Below are 22179 nucleotides of genomic sequence, written 5' to 3'. Positions count from 1 at the left end.
GAGCGGAACCATGAGTAAGTCTGAAAATCTGTATGCCCAGGCGCAGCAGTTAATTCCCGGCGGCGTAAACTCGCCGGTGCGTGCGTTTAGCGGCGTTGGCGGAGTCCCGCTCTTTATTGAACGAGCCGACGGCGCTTACCTTTACGATGCCGACGGCAAAGAGTACATCGACTACGTAGGCTCCTGGGGGCCGATGGTACTGGGACATAACCACCCCGCCATCCGCAACGCGGTCATTGAAGCGGCTGAACGCGGCCTGAGCTTTGGCGCGCCGACGGAGATGGAAGTAAAAATGGCGCAACTGGTCACCGAGCTGGTGCCCACCATGGATATGGTGCGCATGGTAAACTCCGGCACCGAAGCCACCATGAGCGCGATTCGCCTGGCGCGCGGCTACACCCATCGCGACAAAATCATCAAATTTGAAGGGTGCTATCACGGCCATGCGGACTGCCTGCTGGTGAAAGCTGGCTCTGGTGCGCTGACCCTCGGCCAGCCCAACTCGCCAGGCGTGCCAGCCGATTTCGCCAAACACACCCTGACCTGCACCTACAACGATCTCGATTCCGTGCGGGCGGCTTTTGAGCAATATCCGCATGAGGTCGCCTGTATCATTGTTGAACCGGTAGCGGGCAACATGAACTGTATTCCGCCGAACGACGGTTTCCTGCCGGGCCTGCGCGCGCTGTGCGACGAGTTTGGCGCGCTGTTTATTATTGATGAAGTGATGACCGGCTTCCGTGTCGCGCTGGCTGGCGCGCAGGCGCACTATGGCGTGAAGCCCGACCTGACCTGTCTTGGCAAAATCATTGGCGGCGGCATGCCGGTTGGCGCATTTGGTGGTCGTCGTGAAGTGATGGCTGAGCTGGCGCCTGGCGGTCCGGTTTATCAGGCCGGTACGCTTTCGGGTAACCCAATTGCAATGGCGGCAGGTTTTGCCTGCCTGAGCGAAATTGCCAAACCCGGTAGCCATGACAAACTTAACGCACTGACCACGCAGCTGGCGGAAGGGTTGCTGGCGGCAGCGAAAGAGACTGGCATCCCATTGGTGGTGAACCATGTGGGCGGTATGTTTGGCCTGTTCTTTACTTCAGCCGACACGGTAACCTGCTACCAGGATGTCACCGAATGTGATGTGGAACGCTTTAAAAAGTTCTTCCATCTGATGTTGGAAGAAGGGGTCTATCTGGCACCTTCCGCCTTTGAAGCGGGCTTTATGTCTCTGGCGCACAGCCAGCAGGATATTGAGCACACCCTGGATGCGGCACGCCGTAGCTTTGCAAAATTAGCCTGAGTCCTGGCGGCTGAACCGCCGCTCAGGGCATAAAAAACGCCTGACTCAGCAGTCAGGCGTTTTTTTTATGTGGTACTGCTCAGGCAACAGCCTTGCAGCCACTTTGCTCCCATCCCCTTCGGTTCAGCCCATCAGACTTTACGCAGCAGATAAACAAAGTATGGCGCACCGATAAAGGTTGCCAGCAGCCCGGCCGGGATCTGGTTCGGGAAAGCGACAATCCTGCCGCACCAGTCCGCTATCGCCATCAGGATGCCCCCCATCATCGCTGCCATAACCAGCTGTGGCACGGCGCGACGGAAGCCCAACATGCGCACAATATGCGGCGCCATTAAGCCAATAAAGCTCAGCGGCCCAATGGTCAGCGTGGCGGCGGCAGTCAGTGCAGCAGCCAGCAGCAACAGTGCAAAGCGTGAAGGTTTTAACGCCACGCCCAGCGCGCGCGCAGTCTCGCCTCCCAGCGGCAGCAGGGTCAGCCAGCGGCGGCAGAGCGGCACCAGCGCCAGCAGCACCGCCGCCACCCCCACCGTCCGCCAGGCCTGAGCGGCATCCACGCCATAAGTTGAGCCAGAAATCCACGTCATCAGGTTCGCCATCCGTGGGTCGCCGCTGGCCAGCAGCATCAGCAGCAGGGTAGCGAAGGCGGTGCTCAGCGCCATACCGGCCAGCAGCATGCGCTCCGGCGAAAAGCCGCCGCGACCGCCGGTCACAGTGATGATCAGCAGCGTCAGCGCCGCGCCCAGGCTTCCGGCGGGCAGCAGCCAGCCGAAAGCATCACCCGGCACCAGCAACAGCATGATCACCACGCCAAAAGCGGCACCGGAGCTGATGCCCAGCACTTCCGGACTGGCCATCGGATTGCCCGTCAGGCGCTGCACAATGCAGCCAGCCACACCCAGCATCATGCCAGTAGCAATGGCGGCCACCAGGCGCGGCATACGCCACGGCATCAGCTGCTGCCAGAGATCGCCAGAGACCCAACTCCAGCCCTGGGCATCGCGGCCAAAGCTCAGCGCCACAGCACTGACAAGTAGCAGCAATACTGCACCCGCTGCCGCCCAGTACAAGAGATGGTGACGTTCCACAGGAACACGATCGCCCTGATTCATCGCGGGTGGCACCGCCGCCGTCCGCAAGCGGGGCAGCAGCCAGAGCAGCAGCGGGGAACCAATCAGCGCCGTTGCGGTACCGGTAGAGACCTCACGCCAGTTATCGGTCAGCCAAATCACCACCTGATCCGCCAGCCACAGCAGCAGCATACCAATCAGCGGAGCCAGCAGCAGACGACTGAGCAGACGTCGTGCGCCCAGCATCTTCGCCAGCAGCGGCGAAAACAGGCCGATAAAGCCAATTATTCCCGCAGCGTTAACCAGCTGAGCGCTCAATATAATCGCCAGCGCCAGTACCCCGAGGCGCGCCGCAGAAAGCGCCAGACCGAGATTTTTCGCTACGCCATCGTCCAGGCCCATTAACGCCATCGGACGCAGCAGTAGCAGTGAAATCACAAATCCCACCAGCAGCTTCGGCCAGATAAAGCTGACGCTGTGCCAGTCCATCTGGTTCAGCGTTCCGGTACTCCAGAGAAACATGCTCTGCAGCCGTTCATGATTAAACAGCCCCAGGATCTGATTCACCGCCCCGCAGTACATCGACATCACCAGACCCGCAAGGATCAGCGTCACCGGGGAAAGTCGTTTTCCCCAGGCGATGCCAAAGACAATGAGACCCACTGCAATTGCACCCACCATCGCCGCAATCTGCTGGGTCATTAACCCGCCGGGCAGGCTCCAGAGCGTCACTACGGTGAGACCAAGCTGCGCACCCGTGGCCACGCCCAGCGTGGCAGGCTCCGCCAGCGGGTTGCGCAGCACCTGCTGGAACAGTAATCCCACAAGGCCAAGCCCGGCACCGACCAGCAGCGAAAGGCTCAGACGCGGCAGCAGGCTGTAATGAAACACCATCTGATCCACGCTCTGCGGATCGGCGGACCAGAGCGCACTTCGCCACTGAGTAACGGGCAGGTGCTGGCTGAAGTTGTAATAAGTCAGGCCAGCGGCAAACAGTATCAGCACCGATAACAGCAAGACCGGAAAACGTGCGGTCGTTTTCATGTTGCCCCCAGCGCGTTATCCAGAACCCGGCAAAAGCGCATTGCCGAGAGCGTTCCGCCGTAGAACCACACCTGAGGTACCAGGCGGAAACGGTTTTCACGCACAAACGGCATGGAGCGCCAGAGTGGCATTGCAGCGATTTGCTGCATAATAGCGTCATCACCATGGCCGAAACAGACAACGTCTGCCTCGCGGATAGCAGCCAGTCGCTCAATGCCTACAATGGTGCTGCCCCAGTAGGTGGTTTCGCCGTGCCAGGCATTTTCAATTCCCAGCGCTTCCATCACTTCCAGGAACAGGCTCCCTTTGCCAAACACCATGGCATGGCGGGTATCCAGGAATGAGATCAACAGCATGGGCCGCTGCACTCTGGCCGCCTGCCGGGCTTTGGCTTCGGCAATAAACGCGTCAAATTCAGCAAGATGTAGCCTGGCCTGCTCAAGGCGATCGATTTTTCCGGCGAGCTGCACCAGCGAGTGGCGGGCCACGGTCAGCGGCTTAGCGCTCTCATCACTGAAAGCAAAACCCATGCCCGGAGCAATTTTCTCAATGGTTTCAGGGGAAGGCCCATAGCCTGAGGAGTAGACGATCAGCGACGGTTTCATCTGGATCATCAGTTCGATATTTGGCTCGGTACGCAGTCCCACATCCACCGTCGAGGCGGGTAATGCTGGCTCCCCTACCCATAGCTGATAGTTGTACAGCTCTGCGGCCCCCATCGGCGGCACACCCAGCGCCATCAGCATCTCAGTGGGACGCCATTCCAGGCTGATAATCCGGTCGGGATCGATCGGCTGCTCCGCCTGAGCACGCCAGGCAGGAACAAGAGGAGAGAGCGCCATCGCCATCAGCAGGCGGCGGCGAAAATAATCTGGCATAAACACACCCATCCGTCAGTAAACAAAACTCACCGGCGAACCGCCGTTAGGGTGAGGCAGGATCCCCATAGGGATGCCGTAAATTTCATCCAGCACGCTGCTCTGCATAATTGCCGGAGCATCGCCCTGCGCAATCATACCGCCGTGACGAAGCGCTATCAGGTGGTCACAATAGCGAGCCGCCATGTTGATATCATGCAGCACCGCTATCACCGTCAGACCGCGCTCGCGGCTCAGACGCTGGATCAACGCCAGCACTTCAACCTGATGCGCGATATCCAGCGCAGAGGTCGGTTCATCCAGCAGCAGACAGCGACTGTTTTGCGCCACCAGCATGGCAATCCAGGCCCGCTGGCGCTCGCCGCCGGAGAGACTGTCGACCAGACGTTGTGCAAAAGGCTTAAGCCCCACCAGCGAGATCGCCTCCTCCACACGCTCACGATCTTCTGCACCATAGCGGCCCAGCGCCCCGTGCCAGGGATACCGACCCATCGACACCAGCTCACGCACCGTCATCCCTTCTGCCGCAGGCAGCTGCTGCGGCAGGTAGGCCACCTCACGGGCAAACGCTTTACTCTGCCAGTCAGACAGGGCTTTACCATTCAGCAGCACCTGGCCTTTTGAGGCTGGCTGATGCCGCCCAAGCAGCTTAAGTAAGGTCGATTTTCCGGAGCCGTTGTGGCCAATCAGCCCACAAACTTTTCCGGCGGGAAAGGTCAGTGACAGCGGTTGCAATAATGTCCGCCCCGGAACGGTAAAAGCAGCGTTATCCAGCGTGAAGGTTGTTTCTGTAGCATGCGGATGAGACATAGCGGTCTTCTGATTGGAGGGCGCGGCGAACCGCGCCCGATGTAAAGATTAGAAACGGAAGGTTGCGGTACCGACCACCTGACGTTCTGCGCCCCAATAGCAGGCATAGTCACGATAGCAACTCGCGACGTAATCGCGATCGAACAGGTTGTTGACGTTGACCGCTAAAGAAGAGCCCGGTAAACCAAAACGTCCGAGGTCATATTTGACCAGTGCGTTAACAGTGGTATAGCTGGCTACGTTGAAGTTTTGGTTGTTATTAGCGCCGGTGCTGTAAAGCCCTTTGCTCTCACCAACATAACGTACGCCAGCGCCTACCGTCAGGCCAGACAGCGCGGTTTCATTGAAGGTGTAGTCTGTCCACAAAGAGGCCATGTTTTCAGGTACCTGAACCGGCGTTCTCCCTTTGAGCAACGTATCGTGAGTATATTCAGCATCAGTATAGGTATAAGAGGCCATAACGTTAATGTTGGCGTTAACCGCAGCTTTCGCTTCAAGCTCAACACCACGAGAACGAATTTCTCCCCCCTGATTACTGAACAACAACTGATCAGGATCGGCCGTCAAGTTTTTGGTTTTCGTCAGCTGATAAACCGCACCGGTAATAACGATGGGACGATCTTTCGGTACATATTTCACCCCGGCTTCGTACTGTTTGGCCCGTGAAGGATCAAACGGCTCTCCCTGAGCATTGGTACCGGAAGTAGGAATAAAGGATTCGCTGTAGCTGAAGTAGGGTGCCACGCCGTTATCAAAGATGTAATTCAGGCCACCGCGCCAGGTGAAAGCCTGATCGTGATTTTTCGTCAGGCTGTCGCCGTTACGGTTAAGGGCAGATGTCATTGCATAATCGTAACGAGCGCCCAGCGTCATTACCCAGCGATCCCACTCCAGCTGATCCTGAGCATACAGGCCGGTCTGTTCCTGCTTATTCAGGTAGTGGTAAGGGAAATTCAGCGCATAGCTGTCGTTACCGTATTGGGGATTTAGTGCGCTCAATGAAGCAGCGGAGCCAAAATAACCATCAATATCATTTCGGGTACGCTGATAATCCACGCCCAGCAGTAACGTATGATCCACTGCACCGGTAGCGAACTTAGCCTGCACCTGGTTATCAAGCGCAAACTGATTTAGCGTCTCTTCAGAAAGCGCCACACCGCGAGTGATGGCGTTAGTGGTGGTATCAAAACCGTTACCGTAGATGCTGCGATAGTCGGTACGCAGGTCGGCATAACGCAAATTCTGACGCACGGTCCAGGTATCATTGAAGCTGTGCGAGAAGTTATAGCCAATCATCTTGGTGTTGCGGGAGATTTTGTTGCTGGCTTCGCCTTCATCAAAATCTGTCGGCAACTTGTGCTGATTACCATTGCCATCCGTGATGGGGACAACGGTGCCCTGACGAGGCAACCAGCCGTAGTAACCCGTTTGTGGTTCGTTCTGGAAATAGGTCAGCAGCGTGAAATTGGTATTCGCGTCAGGCTGCCAGCTAAAGGAAGGCGCCACGGTGTAACGCTTCTCCTTTTGCATATCCTGCTGCGCATCCTGGCTACGTGCCAGGCCAGTCAGGCGGTAGGAGTAAACGCCGTCATCATCGATGGCACCACCAAAGTCAAAACCGGTTGAAAACAGGTTATCGGTACCCATCCTGAACTGAACTTCACGCAGCGTTTCCGTGGTTGGGCGTTTGCTGACCAGGGAAACGACACCGCCTGGATTACTTTTGCCATAAAGCACGGAGACAGGGCCGCGAAGCAGTTCGGCACGCTCCAGGAAGTAGGGATCGATGGCAAACTCAGAGTAGTTATCGCCCTGGAGTTTAAGTCCGTCTAAATACTGGTTGGTATTTGTCTCGCTGAAGCCACGAATGGATAAGGCGTCAATGACGTCAGAGTTGCCTCGGTTACCCGTCAGAACGCCCGGCGTATAGTCAAACGCGCTTTTCACGGTGGTGACGGCATGCAGATCCATCTCTTCTCTGGTCACCACAGATACGGACTGCGGGTTCTTCTCAATCGGCGTGTCGGTTTTGGTACCCGTGGCGCTCTGTTTCGCGGCGATGGTCGGAGCGGGTCCCCATGCGCTCTCCTGCGGGACGGCGCTGCCTGCGCTGGCATCCACAGTTATAGTCTCTTCGCCCGCCGCAAAAGCGGAGGAGGAAAGGCACAGAGCAACAACGACCGCCAGTCGATGTTTTGCGGTTTTCACTGGCAAAAGCAAAGGATTAAAAGACAAAGTAGCCATTTTGCATTTCTCTGAATGAGATTAATGAAATGTAAACGTAAACGAGAATTATTATTATAACGATTGGATAATATGCGAATTAACGGCGCTACTGCAAGCAGAAATCCCTTGTCAGCAGGCCAAATGCCGCAGGAATAACCTGATGTAAAATGTGGGAAATAACGGGGTAACTGTGAGGTTAAGCTGAAACGTACAAATGTAAGGTTTTCGTAACTGGCGTGCAGAATAACGGGCAAAACAGGCCGACTCCTGGGAGCCGGTCTGTTCAGGTGGGAAAATTACTTGCCGAACATATCCTTGATCCAGCCCGCCACACCGTTGCTGTCTTTCTGCTCGTCCTGCTGCTGCTGCGACTGCTGTTGCTGCTGAACCTGCTGTTGCTGCTGCTGGCAGAGTGCGTTTGCATCGGTGGTCCAGACCGGCAAAGTGCGCCAGGCACTGCTGCCCGTACCGCAGACGAAGTTACCCGCTGAGTCCACGGTCATCGGCGCTATATCCTCCGGCGGCGTTGGGTTCAGCGGCATTGGCGCCTGGTTATCCAGATAGCGACGGTAGATCTGCATCGCCCCGCTTGCTCCGTAGAGTTTGGTCGGCTGGTTATTGTCACGGCCTACCCAGGTGATAGCCACTTCTTTGCCATCAACGCCCGCAAACCAGCTGTCAACCAGGTTGTTGGTGGTACCGGTTTTGCCTGCCAGATGCGCTCGGGGGTAACGGGCACCTAAGGCGCGCGCCGTACCGTGATCCGCTACCTGCTGCATGGTATAGAGCGTCAGATAGGCTGCCTGAGCCGGAACGGCGCGTTCAGCCTGAGGGAAGCTCTGATACAGCACCGTGCCATCTTCAGCAATCACCGAACGCAGCGCAGAGAGCGGCGCCCGGTTGCCGCCGCTGGCAATGGTCTGGAACGCCTGAGCAACTTCAATTGGCGTCAGGTTCAGCGCACCCAGCAGCATGGCGGGCACCGCCTGCAGCTGATCTTTGTTTACGCCCAGTTTGGTCCAGGTATCCACCACCTGTGGCAGACCCAGCGTCATCCCAAGGTTTACGGTTGGCACGTTCATGGAGTTGGTCAACGCATCCACCAGCATCACCTGGCCGCTAAAGCGTTTGTCATCGTTCTGCGGTTTCCAGATCGAGCCGTTAGGCTGTTTCAGCGCAATCGGGTTATCGGCAATCCAGCTATTCAGACGATACTTGTCCGGCTGGCTGAGTGCTGTCAGATAGGTCGCTGGTTTAGCCAGAGAACCAATCGAGCGGCGAGCCTGTAGCGCACGGTTGTAGCCCGCAAACTGCGGATCGGCGCCGCCCACTAGCGCGCGCACTTCACCGCTGAAGCGGTCAACCACCACCATTGCTGTCTCCAGGTCTTTCAGCCCACGTTGCTTACGCAGCGTCGGGATGCCCTCCTCTACCGACTTCTCGGCGGCATCCTGGGAAACCGGGTCCATCGTGGTGAAGATTTTCACGCCGGAGAGATCTTTTACCTTGTCGCCAAGCTTAGCCTGCAGCTCGTTACGCACCATCTGCATAAAGGCTGGCTGCGGCGTGATCACCCCGCCCTTCGGCTGTACCCCCAGCGGCCGCGCGCTGAGCATGTCATACAACTCCTGGTCGATCACTTTCTGCTGTTGCAGCAGGCGCAGCACCAGATTACGGCGCTCCAGCGCCAGTTTCGGGTTACGCCACGGGTTGTAGAGCGAGGCCCCTTTCACCATTCCCACTAACAGCGCCTGCTGATCGAGACTCAGCTCATCAACCGGGCGACCGAAGTAGTAAAGGCTCGCCAGCGGGAAGCCACGGATCTGATCGTTACCCGCCTGACCGAGATAGACCTCGTTCAGATAGAGTTCAAGAATACGGTCCTTGCTGTAACGCGCATCCATGATCAGTGCCATGTACGCTTCGTTGGCTTTACGCCACAGCGAACGCTTGTTAGTCAGGAACAGGTTTTTCACCAGCTGCTGCGTTAAGGTACTGCCGCCCTGCACCGCCCTTCCGGCAGTGATATTTGCCAGGAAGGCGCGACCAATCGAGTAGAGGCTGATGCCATCATGCTGATAGAAGTGACGATCCTCTGTAGCAACCAGCGTATCCACCAGCAGATCGGGGAAGCCCGCACGGGGTACAAACAGACGCTGCTCGCCGTTTGGCGACTGCAACATAGTGATCAGACGCGGATCGAGACGGAAGAAGCCAAAATCACGGCCGCTGTCGAGATTTTTGATCTCACTCAGTGTGTCGCCACTGAAGCTGAGCTGCGCGCGGATCTGCCCCTCTTTACTGTCCGGGAAGTCAAACGGGCGACGGATCATCTCAATGCTGTTGGCCTGCACGGTGAATTCGCCGGGACGAGTCATCTTGGTGACCTGGCGATACTGTGTGCCTTCCAGCAGAGCAATCATCTCTTTCTTGTTGTAGGACATGCCCGGCTCAAGGTTAACCATGCGGCCATAGACCGTGGCCGGAAGCTGCCAGACTTTGCCGTCAATGCGGCTGCGAATTTGTGAGTCGAGGTATACCCCGTACACGGCCATCAGCACGATAAAGACCAGCAGCAGCTTAATCAGTAAGCTCAGCCAGCCTCTTTTCTTACCCGATGGACGCCCTTTTCCTTTACGTGGCACCGGTTTTACCTCCTCGTTATCGTTGTCATCATCCTGAAAATCATCAAAATCTTCGTGCTCATCGTCCCTGCGGCGACCTCGGCCCGCCACTTTGCGCGGGGGTTTGGGCTGTTTTCCTTTGCGCCCAATAGGTTCGCGATCGTCAGACATGCGTTTTTATTCTCCAGGAACTGCCGTCGGCAGGGCCGACTACTTTGTTCTTAGTCAGTTGGCTTCGGAACGGGAACCTTCCGAAACAGGACTCCGGCGTCTTCGTTCAGGAAGGCGCAGAAAACTTTTTAGTGCGCCGCGTGGGCAGCGCGGAGGCCGGATCGTCCGGCCAGGCGTGTTTGGGATAGCGGCCTTTCATCTCTTTCTGCACTTCACGGTATGCGCCCTGCCAGAACCCGGCTAAATCACGGGTAATCTGCAACGGTCGGTGCGCGGGTGAGAGCAGCTCAAGCACCAGCGGTACACGCCCATTGGCTACCAAAGGGGTTTGCGCTTCGCCAAACATCTCCTGCAGGCGAACGGCCAGCGCCGGAGGCTTCTCTTCGTCATAGCGAATGGGAAGTCGGCTTCCGGTCGGCACAGTGTAATGAGTTGGCAGACGAGTATCCAGTTGCTGGCGCTGTGACCATGTGAGCAATTGTAATAAAGCACCGAAGGCATCGATTTGTTTCAGCCCCTTTGCATCGCGCACGCCGCGCATCGCAGGCAGCAGCCACTGCTCCAGCGAGGCCAGCAGATCCGCCTCTCCCGCCTCAGGCCACTTCTCTTCCGGCAGCCACTGGTGAGCACATACCAGACGGATGCGCAGCTGTTCTGCCTGCGGACTCCAGTTGAGTACCGCAAGACCTTTGCTGCGGACCCAGCGAAGCATGGCCGGATGCAGCTCTTCCTCATCCGGTTTATTAAGCGGCTGCGATTTTATCACCAGCTCGCCAATTTGCTCGCGCCGCCAGGCACGCAGCGTGCCACGCTCTTCATCCCACTCCACTTCCGTCCGCTGTTGCAGCAATTGAGGAGAGTGCCGGATCAGCGCGTCTGTATCTGTCGGCAGGGCCTGAAGAATGCGGGCATCAGGCTGCGTGCTGCTCTGTAAAAGCTGCGGAGCTATCAGCCATTCATAACGGGTTAATGCTTCGTCGGTATCCAGCATCGCACCCATGCCGTTAGCCAGCTGGTAGCGCCCTTGCGTGCCGCGCCGCCGCGCGATCCTGTCCGGAAACGCTCCCGCTAACAGGGGAGCAATCAGGTCGCTGTCCGGCGTGCCGCCCTCACTTTTCAAACGTCGTTGCAGCTGCCTGGCCCGCTGCTGCCAGTTTGGCTGGCGACGATGAAAACTGTCACGAAGATCGGCGCTGCCCCGCGCCGGCTCTTCCAGCATCGCCACTAACAGCGAGGCTGTAGCCACGCTGTTCGCCTCTTTGCCGGCATCAATCAGCAGCGCGGCAAAACGCGGCTCGCTACCCAGTGCTGCCATGTTTCGCCCTTTGGTCGTCAGCATCCCCGCTTTATCCGTAGCGCCAAGCTGATGGAGCAACTCTCCGGCCTGCTGAAGATTGTGCTCTGGCGGCGTATCAAGCCACTGAAGCTGGCTGACGTCACGACAGCCCCACTGCAACAGATCCAGCCAGAGCGAGGCCAGATCACTGTGCAGGATCTCAGGTTCCGCATGGGAAGCGGCACGTTCAGCCTGATCCTTCGCGGTAAGATGCAGGCAAATTCCCGCCTCCAGTCGCCCTGCTCGTCCGGCCCGCTGCGTCATAGAGGCCTGACTGATGCGCTGCGTTTGCAGCCGGGTCAATCCGGTGCGGGTATCAAACACGCCGGTTCTTTCCAGGGTACTGTCGACAACAAGACGGATGCCTTCAATCGTCAGGCTGGTTTCAGCAATATTGGTTGCCAGCACTACCTTACGCCGACCCGCCGCTGCCGGAAGAATCGCTTTGCGCTGTTCGCTGAGCGATAACGCGCCATATAAAGGAGTGAGATCAACATCGCTGCTAACCATTGAGGAGAGATGCGTCTGTACACGCTGAATTTCCCCGACGCCCGGCAGAAACAGCAGCAGGGAGCCGCTCTCTTCCCGCAGTAGCTGGCTGACCTGGCGCGCCACGGCCTCATCGAAGCGATAATTCGCCGCCAGTGAAGCGTAACGGCGCTCAACGGGCCAGGAGCGGCCTTCGGAAGCTATCATCGGCGCATCGGGCAGCATGGCCTGCAACCGCTGATTATCCAGCGTTGCGGACATCAGCAAAATTTTCAGATCGTCACGCAGCCCCTGCTGCACATCCAACAGCAGCGCCAGCGCCAAATCCGCCTGCAGGCTGCGCTCGTGAAATTCATCCAGAATCACCAGCGACACCCCTTCCAGCATCGGATCCTGCTGCAACATGCGGGTGAGGATGCCTTCGGTGACCACTTCAAGTCGCGTAGCGCTGCCTACCCGGCTCTCCGAGCGCATGCGGTATCCCACGGTTTCACCCGGCTGCTCGCCCAGGATCTCCGCTAATCGCTGCGCAACGTTACGCGCCGCCAGACGGCGTGGCTCCAGCAGCAGGATACGGCCAGTGAAGTCGGCCTGTTGCAGGATTTGCAGCGGCAGCCAGGTTGATTTCCCCGCACCGGTTGGGGCCGCCAGCAGCACCTGCGAGGAAGATTGCAGCGCCGCCAGCAGGTCGGGTAGCACCATGCTGACCGGTAATGAACTCACGTATTTGCTCCAGAACGTCATGGTCTAAATTTGCCGGGCATTGTAGCATTCCTGTTTCTGGAAAACCGGAGAGCACCATGAGTGAGCAAAAAAGGCTGTTTTTCGGCATCAGTTTGCCCGAAGAGAGCCGACAGAGCTTAATCAGATGGCGAGCCGGGACGTTTCCCGCCGAAGCGGGCCGTCCGGTAGCCGCCGATAACCTGCATGTGACGCTGGCGTTTCTTGGCGATATCAGCGAGGAGAAGGCGCATGCGCTAAAGCAGCTGGCTGGCCGCATCCGTCAGCCCGCCTTTACGCTGACGCTGGATGATGCCGGGCACTGGGCCCGCTCCGGGGTGGTCTGGCTGGGGCCGAAACGGTCTCCCCGTGGACTGCTGCAACTGGCAGAGCTGCTGCGTTCTCAGGCTGCCCGCAGCGGCTGTTATCAAAGTCCTCTGCCCTTTCATCCTCATGTCACATTACTGCGCAACGCTACACAGCCAGTCTCGCTACCGCCGCGTAATTTTAGCTGGCGGTTTCGCGTTGAACGGTTTGCGCTGTTTCAGTCCCTGTATGCTCAGGGTAAAACGCGTTATCAGCCGCTCGCTGAGTGGGAACTTTCACAGGAAGTGCTATGATTTTTCACCCTGCGTTGCGTCCGGCTACGCTGATTAAACGTTACAAACGTTTCCTGGCCGATGTGATTACGCCAGAAGGGGAAATGTTGACCATGCATTGCGCAAATACGGGGGCAATGACCGGCTGTGCCACGCCAGGCGACACCGTGTGGTACTCCACATCGGCGAGTTTGACGAGGAAATATCCCCACAGCTGGGAGCTAACGGAAACGCAAACGGGCGACTGGATTTGTGTGAATACCTTACGCGCCAACACCTTAGTAAAAGAGGCGTTGACGCTGGGGACAATTCCAGAATTTTCCGGTTACGACAGCGTGCGTGCTGAAGTGAAATACGGCGCAGAAAAAAGTCGCATCGACTTTCTGTTACAGGCAAGTGACCGGGTAAACTGCTATATTGAAGTCAAATCCGTGACGCTGTTACAGCAAGGTATTGGGTATTTTCCGGATGCGGTTACCGTTCGTGGCCAAAAGCACCTTCGTGAACTGGCGAAGATTGCTGAAAATGGCGAACGTGCGGTTCTGTTTTTTGCCGTTCTGCACACGGGGATTGAGGACGTTTCCCCGGCGCGTCATATTGACGCACGCTACGCAGAACTACTGGCACAGGTTCGGCAGAGCGGGGTTGAAGTGCTTTGTTATAAAGCCCAATTATCACCAGACGGTATGACGCTGAAAAAGCCGTTGGTTGTGAAGTTGTAAATTCAGGCGCAATTTGCTGTTATAAGCTTGCTCATAACGTGCGCCTGAATACGCTTTTCCTCACAGGCTTGTCAAGGCATGTTCAGGAATAATTGCTAACCTTGATCGCTTCTGCTATTTATAGCGACCTGTTTTTATCCCCGATGGGGATCGATAGTGCGTGTTATCCAGGAGAAACAACATGCAAGAAGGGCAAACCCGTAAAACCTCGTCCCTGAGTATTCTCGCCATCGCTGGGGTGGAGCCATACCAAGAGAAGCCGGGCGAAGAGTACATGAATAAAGCCCAGTTGGAGCATTTCAAGAAGATCCTTGAAGCCTGGCGCAACCAGCTTCGGGATGAAGTTGATCGCACGGTGAGTCATATGCAGGACGAAGCCGCCAACTTCCCCGACCCGGTTGACCGCGCTGCACAGGAAGAGGAATTTAGCCTTGAACTGCGTAACCGTGACCGCGAGCGCAAACTGATCAAGAAGATCGAGAAGACGTTGAAGAAAGTGGAAGACGACGATTTTGGCTACTGCGATTCCTGCGGTGTTGAAATCGGTATCCGTCGCCTTGAAGCTCGTCCTACCGCCGATCTTTGCATCGACTGTAAAACGCTGGCGGAAATCCGCGAAAAACAAATGGCCGGTTAATGGCTACTGGATTGTGCAGTGAAGCACCTGCTTCACTGCCGGTCTCTTCCGCTATGTCTGATTCCTGTATCGGGCGCTTTGCCCCCTCTCCTTCTGGTGAACTGCATTTCGGCTCTCTGATTGCTGCACTCGGCAGTTACCTGCAGGCTCGTGCTCAGCATGGGCAGTGGCGCGTACGCATTGAGGATATCGACCCGCCCCGTGAGGTGGCTGGGGCAGCCGGACGTATTCTTGCGCAGCTTGAACAGCATGGGCTGAGCTGGGATGGCGAGGTTCTCTGGCAGTCGACCCGTCACGAGGCTTACCGCGAAGCATTAGCCTGGCTTTCTGAGCAACAGCGCAGCTATTACTGTACCTGTACACGCAGCCGTATCCAGCAGATTGGCGGCATTTACGATGGCCATTGTCGGAACTTAAACGCTGGCCCGGAAAATGCAGCCTTAAGGTTGCGCTCAGACCATCCGGTAAGCGAATTTCAGGATAAGCTCCGGGGCACTATCAAAGCGGATGCAGCTCTTGCGCAGGAAGATTTCATTATTCATCGCCGCGATGGCCTGTTTGCCTATAACCTGGCGGTGGTAGTGGATGACCATTTCCAGGGCGTTACCGAAGTGGTCCGGGGGGCCGATTTAATCGATCCCACCGTCAGGCAAATTGCGCTCTATCAGGCGTTCGGCTGGCCGGTTCCCGATTACCTGCATTTACCGCTGGCTATCGGTGCGGATGGTCAAAAATTGTCAAAACAGAACCATGCCACTCCCCTGCCATCGGGCGATGCCCGCCCGGCCATTGTGCAGGCGCTGCGTTTTCTGCGGCAGCCGGTCAGTGAGGGTTGGCAAGATCTGCCGCTGTCAGAAATCTTGCAACAGGCGACAGCCCGCTGGGAGGTGACAGCGTTACCGGCAGAGAATGCGCTGTACAGGAAAGCGGAAACCCAATAGCTTTACGCTATTACTTCTGTTCGCCTGTAGCTGGTTTACAGGTGATCAGGGCAGCGTCACTCCCTTTTCTGCCTGAAAGATGGCGCGGATGAGAGATGAAGATTCTCAAACCGGCTTCTCTGAGCTATGATTAGCCGCTGTTTTTTAACGCTAAGCTAAATGTCACTATCGAGGTGTCCCATTTTTACCCGAGTTGCTAATTTTTGCCGAAAAGTTCTGAGTCGTGAAGACGAAGCGCCCGCCGAGGTCGGCGAAGTGCATCAGATGACCGTTGTCCCTCGCGATCGTCATACTATCTCGCGTAAAGACATCAGTGAAAATGCCCTTAAGGTGCTCTATCGCCTGAATAAAGCCGGTTATGAAGCCTATCTGGTAGGCGGCGGCGTTCGCGACTTATTGTTGGGTAAAAAGCCGAAAGACTTCGATGTGACCACCAACGCCACGCCGGAACAGATGCGTAAACTGTTCCGCAACTGCCGCCTGGTTGGCCGCCGTTTTCGCCTGGCACACGTGATGTTTGGCCCGGAAATTATCGAGGTCGCCACCTTCCGTGGTCATCACGAAGCTGAACAAGCGGTTGAAGATCGCAACAGTTCGCAGCACGGTCAGAACGGCATGCTGCTGCGCGACAATATTTTTGGCACCATCGAAGACGATGCGCAGCGCCGCGATCTCACTATCAACAGCCTCTATTACAGCGTCTCTGACTTCTCGGTGCGCGACTACGTTGGCGGCCTGAACGATCTCCAGCAGGGCATTGTGCGCCTGATTGGCGATCCGGAAACCCGTTATCGTGAAGATCCGGTGCGTATGCTGCGCGTGATCCGCTTCGCCGCCAAGCTTGATATGTCCATCGCTGCCGAAACGGCAGAGCCTGTTCCGCGCCTGGCCACGCTGCTGCATGATATTCCGCCTGCGCGTCTGTTTGAAGAGACGCTGAAGCTGTTGCAGGCTGGCTACGGTTACAGCACCTATCTGCTGCTACGTGAATATCAGCTGTTCCAGCCCCTGTTCCCGACTATTACCCGTTACTTTACGGAGAAGGGTGACAGCAACATGGAGCGGATGATTGTGCAGGTGCTGAAAAACACCGATCATCGTATTCATAACCAGATGCGCGTTAATCCCGCCTTCCTGTTCTCGGCAATGTTCTGGTATCCGCAGCTGGAAGCGGCGCAGAAAATCGCTCAGGAGAGCGGACTTGCCTATTATGACGCCTTTGCGCTGGCGATGAATGATGTGCTGGATGAAGCCTGTCGTTCACTGGCGATCCCCAAACGCATCACCACGCTGGTTCGTGATATCTGGCAACTGCAGCTTCGTCTGTCACGTCGCCATGGTAAACGCGCCTGGAAACTCATGGAACACCCTAAGTTCCGTGCCGCTTATGATCTGCTGGCACTGCGTGCTGAAGTGGAAAACAACCATGAGTTGCAGCGTCTTACCACCTGGTGGAGCGAATTCCAGGTCTCGGCCCCGCCACAGCAGAAAACGATGCTGAACACGCTGGGGGATGACCCGGTTCCACGCCGTCGTACCCGCCGTCCACGTAAGCGTGTTCCCGGCCCGCGCGGCAGCAACAGCAACGTATGACCCGCGTTTATCTCGCCCTGGGCAGCAATCTTGCTGACCCGCTGCATCAGGTGCAGGCCGCACTTGATGCACTGGCTGCAATCCCTGAGACCACGCTGGTGGTCTCTTCTGCTTTTTACCGCACGCCGCCTTATGGCCCGCCCGATCAGCCCGACTACCTTAATGCTGCCGTCGCGCTTGATACCGCCTTACTGCCTGAGGAGCTGTTGGACCAGACGCAGCGTATAGAGCAGGAACAGGGGCGCGTAAGGAAAGAGGAGCGTTGGGGGCCGCGCACGCTGGATCTCGATATCATGCTGTTTGGCGACCAGACGCTGGCTACCCCGCGCCTTACTGTTCCCCATTACGATATTGCTAATCGTGCTTTTATGCTGGTACCCCTGCTGGAAATTGCGCCAGAAATTGCCTTACCTGACGGCGTAAAAGCCGCTGAGCTTCTCTCAAAGCTGGACGCAGGCGCCATACAGCGCTGGTAGTGCAAACCCCTTCCCCTTCCATTAAGATACGCCCACGAAAACTCGCTTAAAGAGGTTGTCATGAAACCGACCACGGTCTCTACCCTTCGCCAGTGGAAAAAAAGTGGCCGAAAGTTTGCCTCGATCACCGCTTATGATTTCAGCTTTGCCAGACTGTTTGCCGACGAGGGCATTCAGGTGATGCTGGTGGGTGATTCGCTTGGCATGGTGGTTCAGGGGCACGACTCCACCCTTCCGGTGACCCTCGCAGACATTGTTTACCATACGCAAAGCGTCAGACGCGGTGCCCCTTCGGCTCTGCTGCTTTCTGACCTGCCGTTCATGACCTATGCCACGCCGGAACAGACCTTTGACAGTGCGGCTCAGCTGATGCGTGCCGGCGCCAATATGGTCAAACTGGAAGGCGGCAAATGGCTGGCTGAGACGGTGAAGCAGTTAACTGAGCGCGCCGTCCCCGTTTGCGGCCATCTTGGCCTGACGCCGCAGTCTGTTAATATCTTCGGCGGTTACAAAATTCAGGGTCGCGAGAGCGAGGCAGCAGAGACGTTGCTGGCGGATGCTCTTGCGCTGGAGGCGGCAGGCGCACAGATGCTGGTGCTGGAATGTGTGCCGGTGGCGCTGGCTAAACGCGTGACCGAAGCGCTCACCATTCCGGTGATCGGCATTGGCGCAGGCAACGTGACCGACGGCCAGATCCTGGTAATGCATGATGCGTTTGGCATTACCGGCGGCCATATTCCCAAATTCGCCAAAAATTTCCTCGCTGATACCGGCGATATCCGGGCTGCCGTCAGGCAGTACCTGATGGAAGTGGAAGCAGGGACCTACCCTGCCGAAGAACACAGTTTTCACTAATACAGGAGAAGGTCTGTGCTGATTATTGAAACATTGCCTATGCTGCGCCGGGAAATTCGTCGCTGGCGGCAGGATGGCAAACGCATCGCTCTGGTTCCCACTATGGGTAACCTGCATGATGGCCATATGAGGCTGGTAGATGAAGCCCGTGAGCAGGCGGATATTGTGGTGGTCTCCATCTTTGTGAACCCGATGCAATTTGAGCGCCCTGACGATCTGGCCCGCTATCCCCGCACGCTGCAGGAAGATTGCGAGAAGCTGAATCGCCGCAAGGTGGATCTGGTCTTCGCGCCTGCACCCGGCGATATCTACCCAACAGGTCTGAGCGAACAGACTTTTGTTGAAGTGCCGGGCCTCTCCACGCTGCTGGAAGGCGCCAGCCGTCCGGGTCACTTCCGCGGTGTCTCAACCATTGTCAGTAAGCTCTTTAATCTGGTTCAGCCGGACCTGGCGCTGTTTGGCGAAAAAGATTACCAGCAGCTGGCGCTGATCCGCAAAATGGTGGCGGATATGGGCTACGACATCAGCATCATTGGCGTACCGACCGTGCGGGCTAAAGATGGTCTGGCGCTCAGCTCCCGCAACGGCTATCTCACAGCCGACGAGCGCAAGCTGGCGCCAGCGGTCAGCAAAGTGATGAACAGCATGGCGGCGCGACTGTCCAACGGTGAACGGCATATTGAGGAGATCATTGCAGAAGCGGAAACAGCCCTGGCCGTACAAGGCCTGCGGGCTGACGGGCTGGCAATTTGCGATGCTGATACGCTGCTACCGCTCAATGTCGACAGCCAGCGGGCAGTGATCCTGATGGCGGCCTGGCTGGGCAAAGCTCGCCTGATTGATAATCAGCAGGTTGATTTAACGCAGTAACAGACCTCCGGACGCGGCTATGCTGGCGTCCTTTTTTGTTCTCCGGGAAAGGTAACAAGGTTATGAACCGTACTATGCTGCAGGGCAAGCTCCACCGGGTGAAAGTGACTCAGGCGGATTTAAACTATGAAGGCTCCTGCGCCATCGATCAGGATTTTCTCGACGCTTCCGGCATTCTGCAATATGAGGCGATCGACATCTATAACGTAACCAACGGCCAGCGTTTCTCAACATACGCTATTGCGGCTGAGCGCGGCTCGAAGATCATCTCCGTGAATGGCGCAGCCGCTCGCTGCGCCTGTGAGGGGGATATTTTGATTATCTGCTCTTACGTAACGATGCCCGATGCAGAAGCCCGCGAATGGCAGCCTAAAGTGGCCTACTTTGAAGGCGACAACGTGATGAAGCGGCTGGCAAAAGCCGTTCCGGTACAGGTTGCCTGATGCCATGACGGGGGACTGCTCCCCCGTTATTCTCTGACAGACTCCGCTTTCTCTTTTCCCCCTGACTTCAGGCTTACGCCTGCTTACTTTTGCCCAATGGCTGCATCTCAATTTCCTCAGCCACAGGCTGCGAACCGCCCGGCGCAGCTGAAGATGATGCTGTTTGCGCCGCAGGACGTGATGTCGAAGCGGTCGGCTGTGGTGCCGTCTGGGGCGCAGGAGCTGATGTCGAAGCAGTTGGCTGCGGTGCCGTCTGAGGCGCAGGAGCTGATGTCGAAGCGGACGGCTGCGGTGCCGTCTGTGCCTGAGTAGTTGGCTGCGCGACAGGCTGACCCGGCGTGGCTGGCATTGCCTGTGCCGTTTGCGTCGGGGAAGTCAACCGCTGTCTGACCTGGTCACTCGCCCACTGCTGGGCCGAAGTCATGGCACCAGAAACATTATTTTTTGCACTACTCAGACCATTGCCTACTGCATTGCCGGTTCTGACGGCACCATCAGCTAAAGCGTTAGCCCCTTCTGTCACCTTATTTTTGGTATATGACGCCGTATCCACACTAAACTGTCCGAGCTGTCTCGCCCCACTCTGCAGCCCATCCACGCTTTTATCCCTGATTTCGCCGGTTTTCTGCCCTATTATGCTGTTCACGACCTTATCCGCCAGGAAATCTATTGCCTCATCGTTACGGTTAGGCGCTGGTCCCGCTAACGCCCCGGCTATCCCCTGGAAAGCATAAGCCAGGGCAGCACCCGCCAGGTTAATACCCTGATCTTTAGCAATTTCTACCCGCGAGGTCAGTTCGCCTGCGCCAAGACGGCCAACTGCATCTTCGATAGCGGCTGACGGGGCAGAACTGACGGCACCGCCCACGCCAGCATTGCGGACAATGTTACGTAGCGCGTTGTTTCCAGCCAGTGACAAGGCTAATGTGCCAATTTCTGACACCATATTACCGGAGGTGATATTTAGCGCCCCTTTGGCATAATTACGCGGCGTCATTAAGCTCAACAACAGCGTTTTTAATCTTTCCGCGCCACCGGAGTGCATCTGCTGCCTCACACTGGTTTTGCTCAATGCCTCATATTGTGCTTTCCAGTCGCTCCGCCCCAGGAGGTATTCCGGGCCGTGAGAAGCACTGAACCTGTTGGTTAGTACGCCCCCCGCCGAGCCAGCCGCCAGACTCAGGAAATTGCTAGTGTGCGAGATTGCCTGCGGGTTATTTTTTGACGCGGTTGCCACGGTACCCACTACAGCGTTTCGGCCATCAAAGCCAATGCCGCCCAGCGGGGCCAGTTTTAAGCTCTCTCCCAGGCCCTGACGCTTTTTCAGCACCCCCTGCATCTCAGGTTCCAGCTTTTCCGCATCGGCTGCCAGCCACAACGTATCTTTGACTACCGGAGCAAAGACCTTATCACCTACCGATTTGAGCACCATTGCTATTCCCCCATCAATCGCCCCAGCCAACGCTTCTGACGACGCAGAAGAGCCGGCAATGCCTGCACCTAATTTAACGGCGCCAGATGCATAGCCAGAGATGGCAAAGGGAAAAGCTTTCACCGCGCCGCCCACCGCCTCGCTGATATAATCCATTTTCTGCGCTTTAGCCATATTAGCCGTAATGGTAGCGGGCGTTTCATTCATGTCGTGTAGCTCTGTAGCCCGCTGCTGGATGAGCTCATCCAGGTCGTTATCACCCGGAAAATAGGTTTTCAGATGATTGGCGATGGCACCAATCGCCGCATTACGCGTGGCGTCTGTAGCGGTGGCTGCGCCAGAGGAGCCTGCATGGGTCGTATGTCGTGCGCGGGCTTCCTGACTGCCTGACGCCTGTCCTGAAGCGTGGGATGTAGCATGAGTAACAGAAGTGGGTAATGAATTGATACCGGCCATAAGCATGTTCCAATGTTAAGCAAGTGGATAACAGGCTTGCAGCCTGCCTGAGTTATCGTGTCAACACTGGTGCACACTGAGACCAGTATAACGTGTTTGCGATAGGAGTGTGTGGCGCCAAAAGGGGAAAAGTTTGCGGCGGGATAAGGTTTACTTATATTTAGTGATCAATATCAAATAATGTGGAGCAGGTTTTTCGGTGCAGTTCACAGGCGTCCACGATGGGACGCCTGTTGAAAAGTAAGAACTAATGAGCAAGCGTGGCGGTATTTTTTGGTGTTTTCTTCAGGGTGAAGAGGAAGTTAAACATGCCTTTTCGGCGTAACCAGCAAATGCTCAGCGGCAGCAGCAATGCACAGAGGAAAGCGGCAACAAATTTAAGGTCATTAATCACCATTTTTTCACTGGTAAACTTCACTACTTTAGCAAACACCTGTATCGCCAGGTAATGCGAAAGGTAAAACACAATGGAGTTTACGCCGACAAAATGCACCAG

18 protein-coding genes are annotated in these 22179 nt (G+C 56.6%); 10 read left to right on the top strand and 8 right to left on the bottom strand.

What is annotated here, in order from left to right; translation table 11 throughout:
• Nucleotides 1-10 precede the first annotated feature (10 nt).
• A complete protein-coding gene (hemL, locus tag SD961_RS02800; RefSeq protein WP_318788874.1) occupies nt 11-1294 on the top strand; it encodes a glutamate-1-semialdehyde 2,1-aminomutase in 1284 nt (427 codons plus the stop codon).
• A 131-nt stretch (nt 1295-1425) separates the two neighbouring features.
• On the opposite strand, the gene fhuB is transcribed toward hemL, so the two are convergent.
• From fhuB to hrpB, 6 genes are all read right to left on the bottom strand, one after another.
• Nucleotides 1426-3405 carry a Fe(3+)-hydroxamate ABC transporter permease FhuB gene (gene fhuB, locus SD961_RS02795; protein WP_318788873.1) on the bottom strand — a complete coding sequence of 660 codons (1980 nt, stop codon included), beginning with the start codon at nt 3403-3405 and terminating at the stop codon, nt 1426-1428.
• The gene (fhuD, locus tag SD961_RS02790; protein WP_318788872.1) at nt 3402-4283 is read right to left on the bottom strand and encodes a Fe(3+)-hydroxamate ABC transporter substrate-binding protein FhuD; all 882 of its coding nucleotides are present in this window, start codon (nt 4281-4283) and stop codon (nt 3402-3404) included. Before fhuD ends, fhuB begins: the two co-directional genes overlap by 4 nt.
• A 15-nt stretch (nt 4284-4298) precedes the next feature.
• On the bottom strand, nt 4299-5093 hold the full coding sequence (gene fhuC / locus SD961_RS02785) for a Fe3+-hydroxamate ABC transporter ATP-binding protein FhuC (RefSeq protein ID WP_318788871.1): 795 nt from the start codon (nt 5091-5093) through the stop codon (nt 4299-4301).
• A 48-nt stretch (nt 5094-5141) separates the two neighbouring features.
• Complete coding sequence (fhuA, locus tag SD961_RS02780; protein WP_318788870.1) at nt 5142-7337, bottom strand: ferrichrome porin FhuA; 2196 nt, start codon at nt 7335-7337, stop codon at nt 5142-5144.
• Between the two features lie 278 nt (nt 7338-7615).
• Nucleotides 7616-10114 (bottom strand): bifunctional glycosyl transferase/transpeptidase, encoded by a 2499-nt coding sequence (gene mrcB, locus SD961_RS02775; RefSeq protein WP_318788869.1) that lies wholly within the window; start codon nt 10112-10114, stop codon nt 7616-7618.
• 106 nt (nt 10115-10220) lie between these two features.
• Nucleotides 10221-12662: an ATP-dependent helicase HrpB gene (gene hrpB / locus SD961_RS02770; RefSeq protein WP_318788868.1), complete on the bottom strand. Its 2442-nt coding sequence runs from the start codon at nt 12660-12662 to the stop codon at nt 10221-10223.
• Nucleotides 12663-12739: 77 nt separating this feature from the next.
• Between hrpB and thpR the strand changes: the two genes are divergently transcribed.
• From thpR to panD, 9 genes are all read left to right on the top strand, one after another.
• Nucleotides 12740-13279 carry an RNA 2',3'-cyclic phosphodiesterase gene (gene thpR, locus SD961_RS02765; RefSeq protein ID WP_318788867.1) on the top strand — a complete coding sequence of 180 codons (540 nt, stop codon included), beginning with the start codon at nt 12740-12742 and terminating at the stop codon, nt 13277-13279.
• The gene (gene sfsA, locus SD961_RS02760; protein WP_318788866.1) at nt 13276-13980 is read left to right on the top strand and encodes a DNA/RNA nuclease SfsA; all 705 of its coding nucleotides are present in this window, start codon (nt 13276-13278) and stop codon (nt 13978-13980) included. Before thpR ends, sfsA begins: the two co-directional genes overlap by 4 nt.
• A gap of 181 nt (nt 13981-14161) precedes the next feature.
• Entirely contained in the window at nt 14162-14617 is a 456-nt protein-coding gene (gene dksA / locus SD961_RS02755; protein ID WP_034897431.1) for an RNA polymerase-binding protein DksA, read from the top strand.
• A 53-nt stretch (nt 14618-14670) separates the two neighbouring features.
• Nucleotides 14671-15558 (top strand): tRNA glutamyl-Q(34) synthetase GluQRS, encoded by an 888-nt coding sequence (gluQRS, locus tag SD961_RS02750; RefSeq protein WP_318788936.1) that lies wholly within the window; start codon nt 14671-14673, stop codon nt 15556-15558.
• 180 nt (nt 15559-15738) lie between these two features.
• Complete coding sequence (gene pcnB, locus SD961_RS02745) at nt 15739-17151, top strand: polynucleotide adenylyltransferase PcnB (RefSeq protein WP_318788935.1); 1413 nt, start codon at nt 15739-15741, stop codon at nt 17149-17151.
• The gene (folK, locus tag SD961_RS02740; protein WP_318788865.1) at nt 17148-17627 is read left to right on the top strand and encodes a 2-amino-4-hydroxy-6-hydroxymethyldihydropteridine diphosphokinase; all 480 of its coding nucleotides are present in this window, start codon (nt 17148-17150) and stop codon (nt 17625-17627) included. The genes pcnB and folK overlap by 4 nt, the downstream gene beginning before the upstream one ends.
• Nucleotides 17628-17687: 60 nt before the next feature.
• Nucleotides 17688-18482, top strand: a complete 795-nt coding sequence (gene panB / locus SD961_RS02735) for a 3-methyl-2-oxobutanoate hydroxymethyltransferase (protein WP_318788864.1) — start codon at nt 17688-17690, stop codon at nt 18480-18482.
• A 15-nt stretch (nt 18483-18497) separates the two neighbouring features.
• On the top strand, nt 18498-19352 hold the full coding sequence (gene panC, locus SD961_RS02730) for a pantoate--beta-alanine ligase (RefSeq protein WP_318788863.1): 855 nt from the start codon (nt 18498-18500) through the stop codon (nt 19350-19352).
• Between the two features lie 62 nt (nt 19353-19414).
• Complete coding sequence (gene panD / locus SD961_RS02725; protein ID WP_306207873.1) at nt 19415-19795, top strand: aspartate 1-decarboxylase; 381 nt, start codon at nt 19415-19417, stop codon at nt 19793-19795.
• 73 nt (nt 19796-19868) lie between these two features.
• Here panD and SD961_RS02720 read toward each other — a convergent pair whose 3' ends face one another.
• Together SD961_RS02720 and SD961_RS02715 are read right to left on the bottom strand one after the other, a co-directional pair.
• A complete protein-coding gene (locus SD961_RS02720) occupies nt 19869-21683 on the bottom strand; it encodes a hypothetical protein (protein ID WP_318788862.1) in 1815 nt (604 codons plus the stop codon).
• Nucleotides 21684-21930: 247 nt separating this feature from the next.
• Entirely contained in the window at nt 21931-22176 is a 246-nt protein-coding gene (locus SD961_RS02715; protein WP_318788861.1) for a hypothetical protein, read from the bottom strand.
• Between the last annotated feature and the right edge of the window lie 3 nt (nt 22177-22179).

Origin of the sequence: Erwinia sp. MMLR14_017, from assembly GCF_033657285.1 — a bacterium.
Taxonomy (GTDB): Bacteria; Pseudomonadota; Gammaproteobacteria; order Enterobacterales; family Enterobacteriaceae; genus Erwinia.
This window is presented reverse-complemented; position numbering and strand designations above follow the sequence as displayed.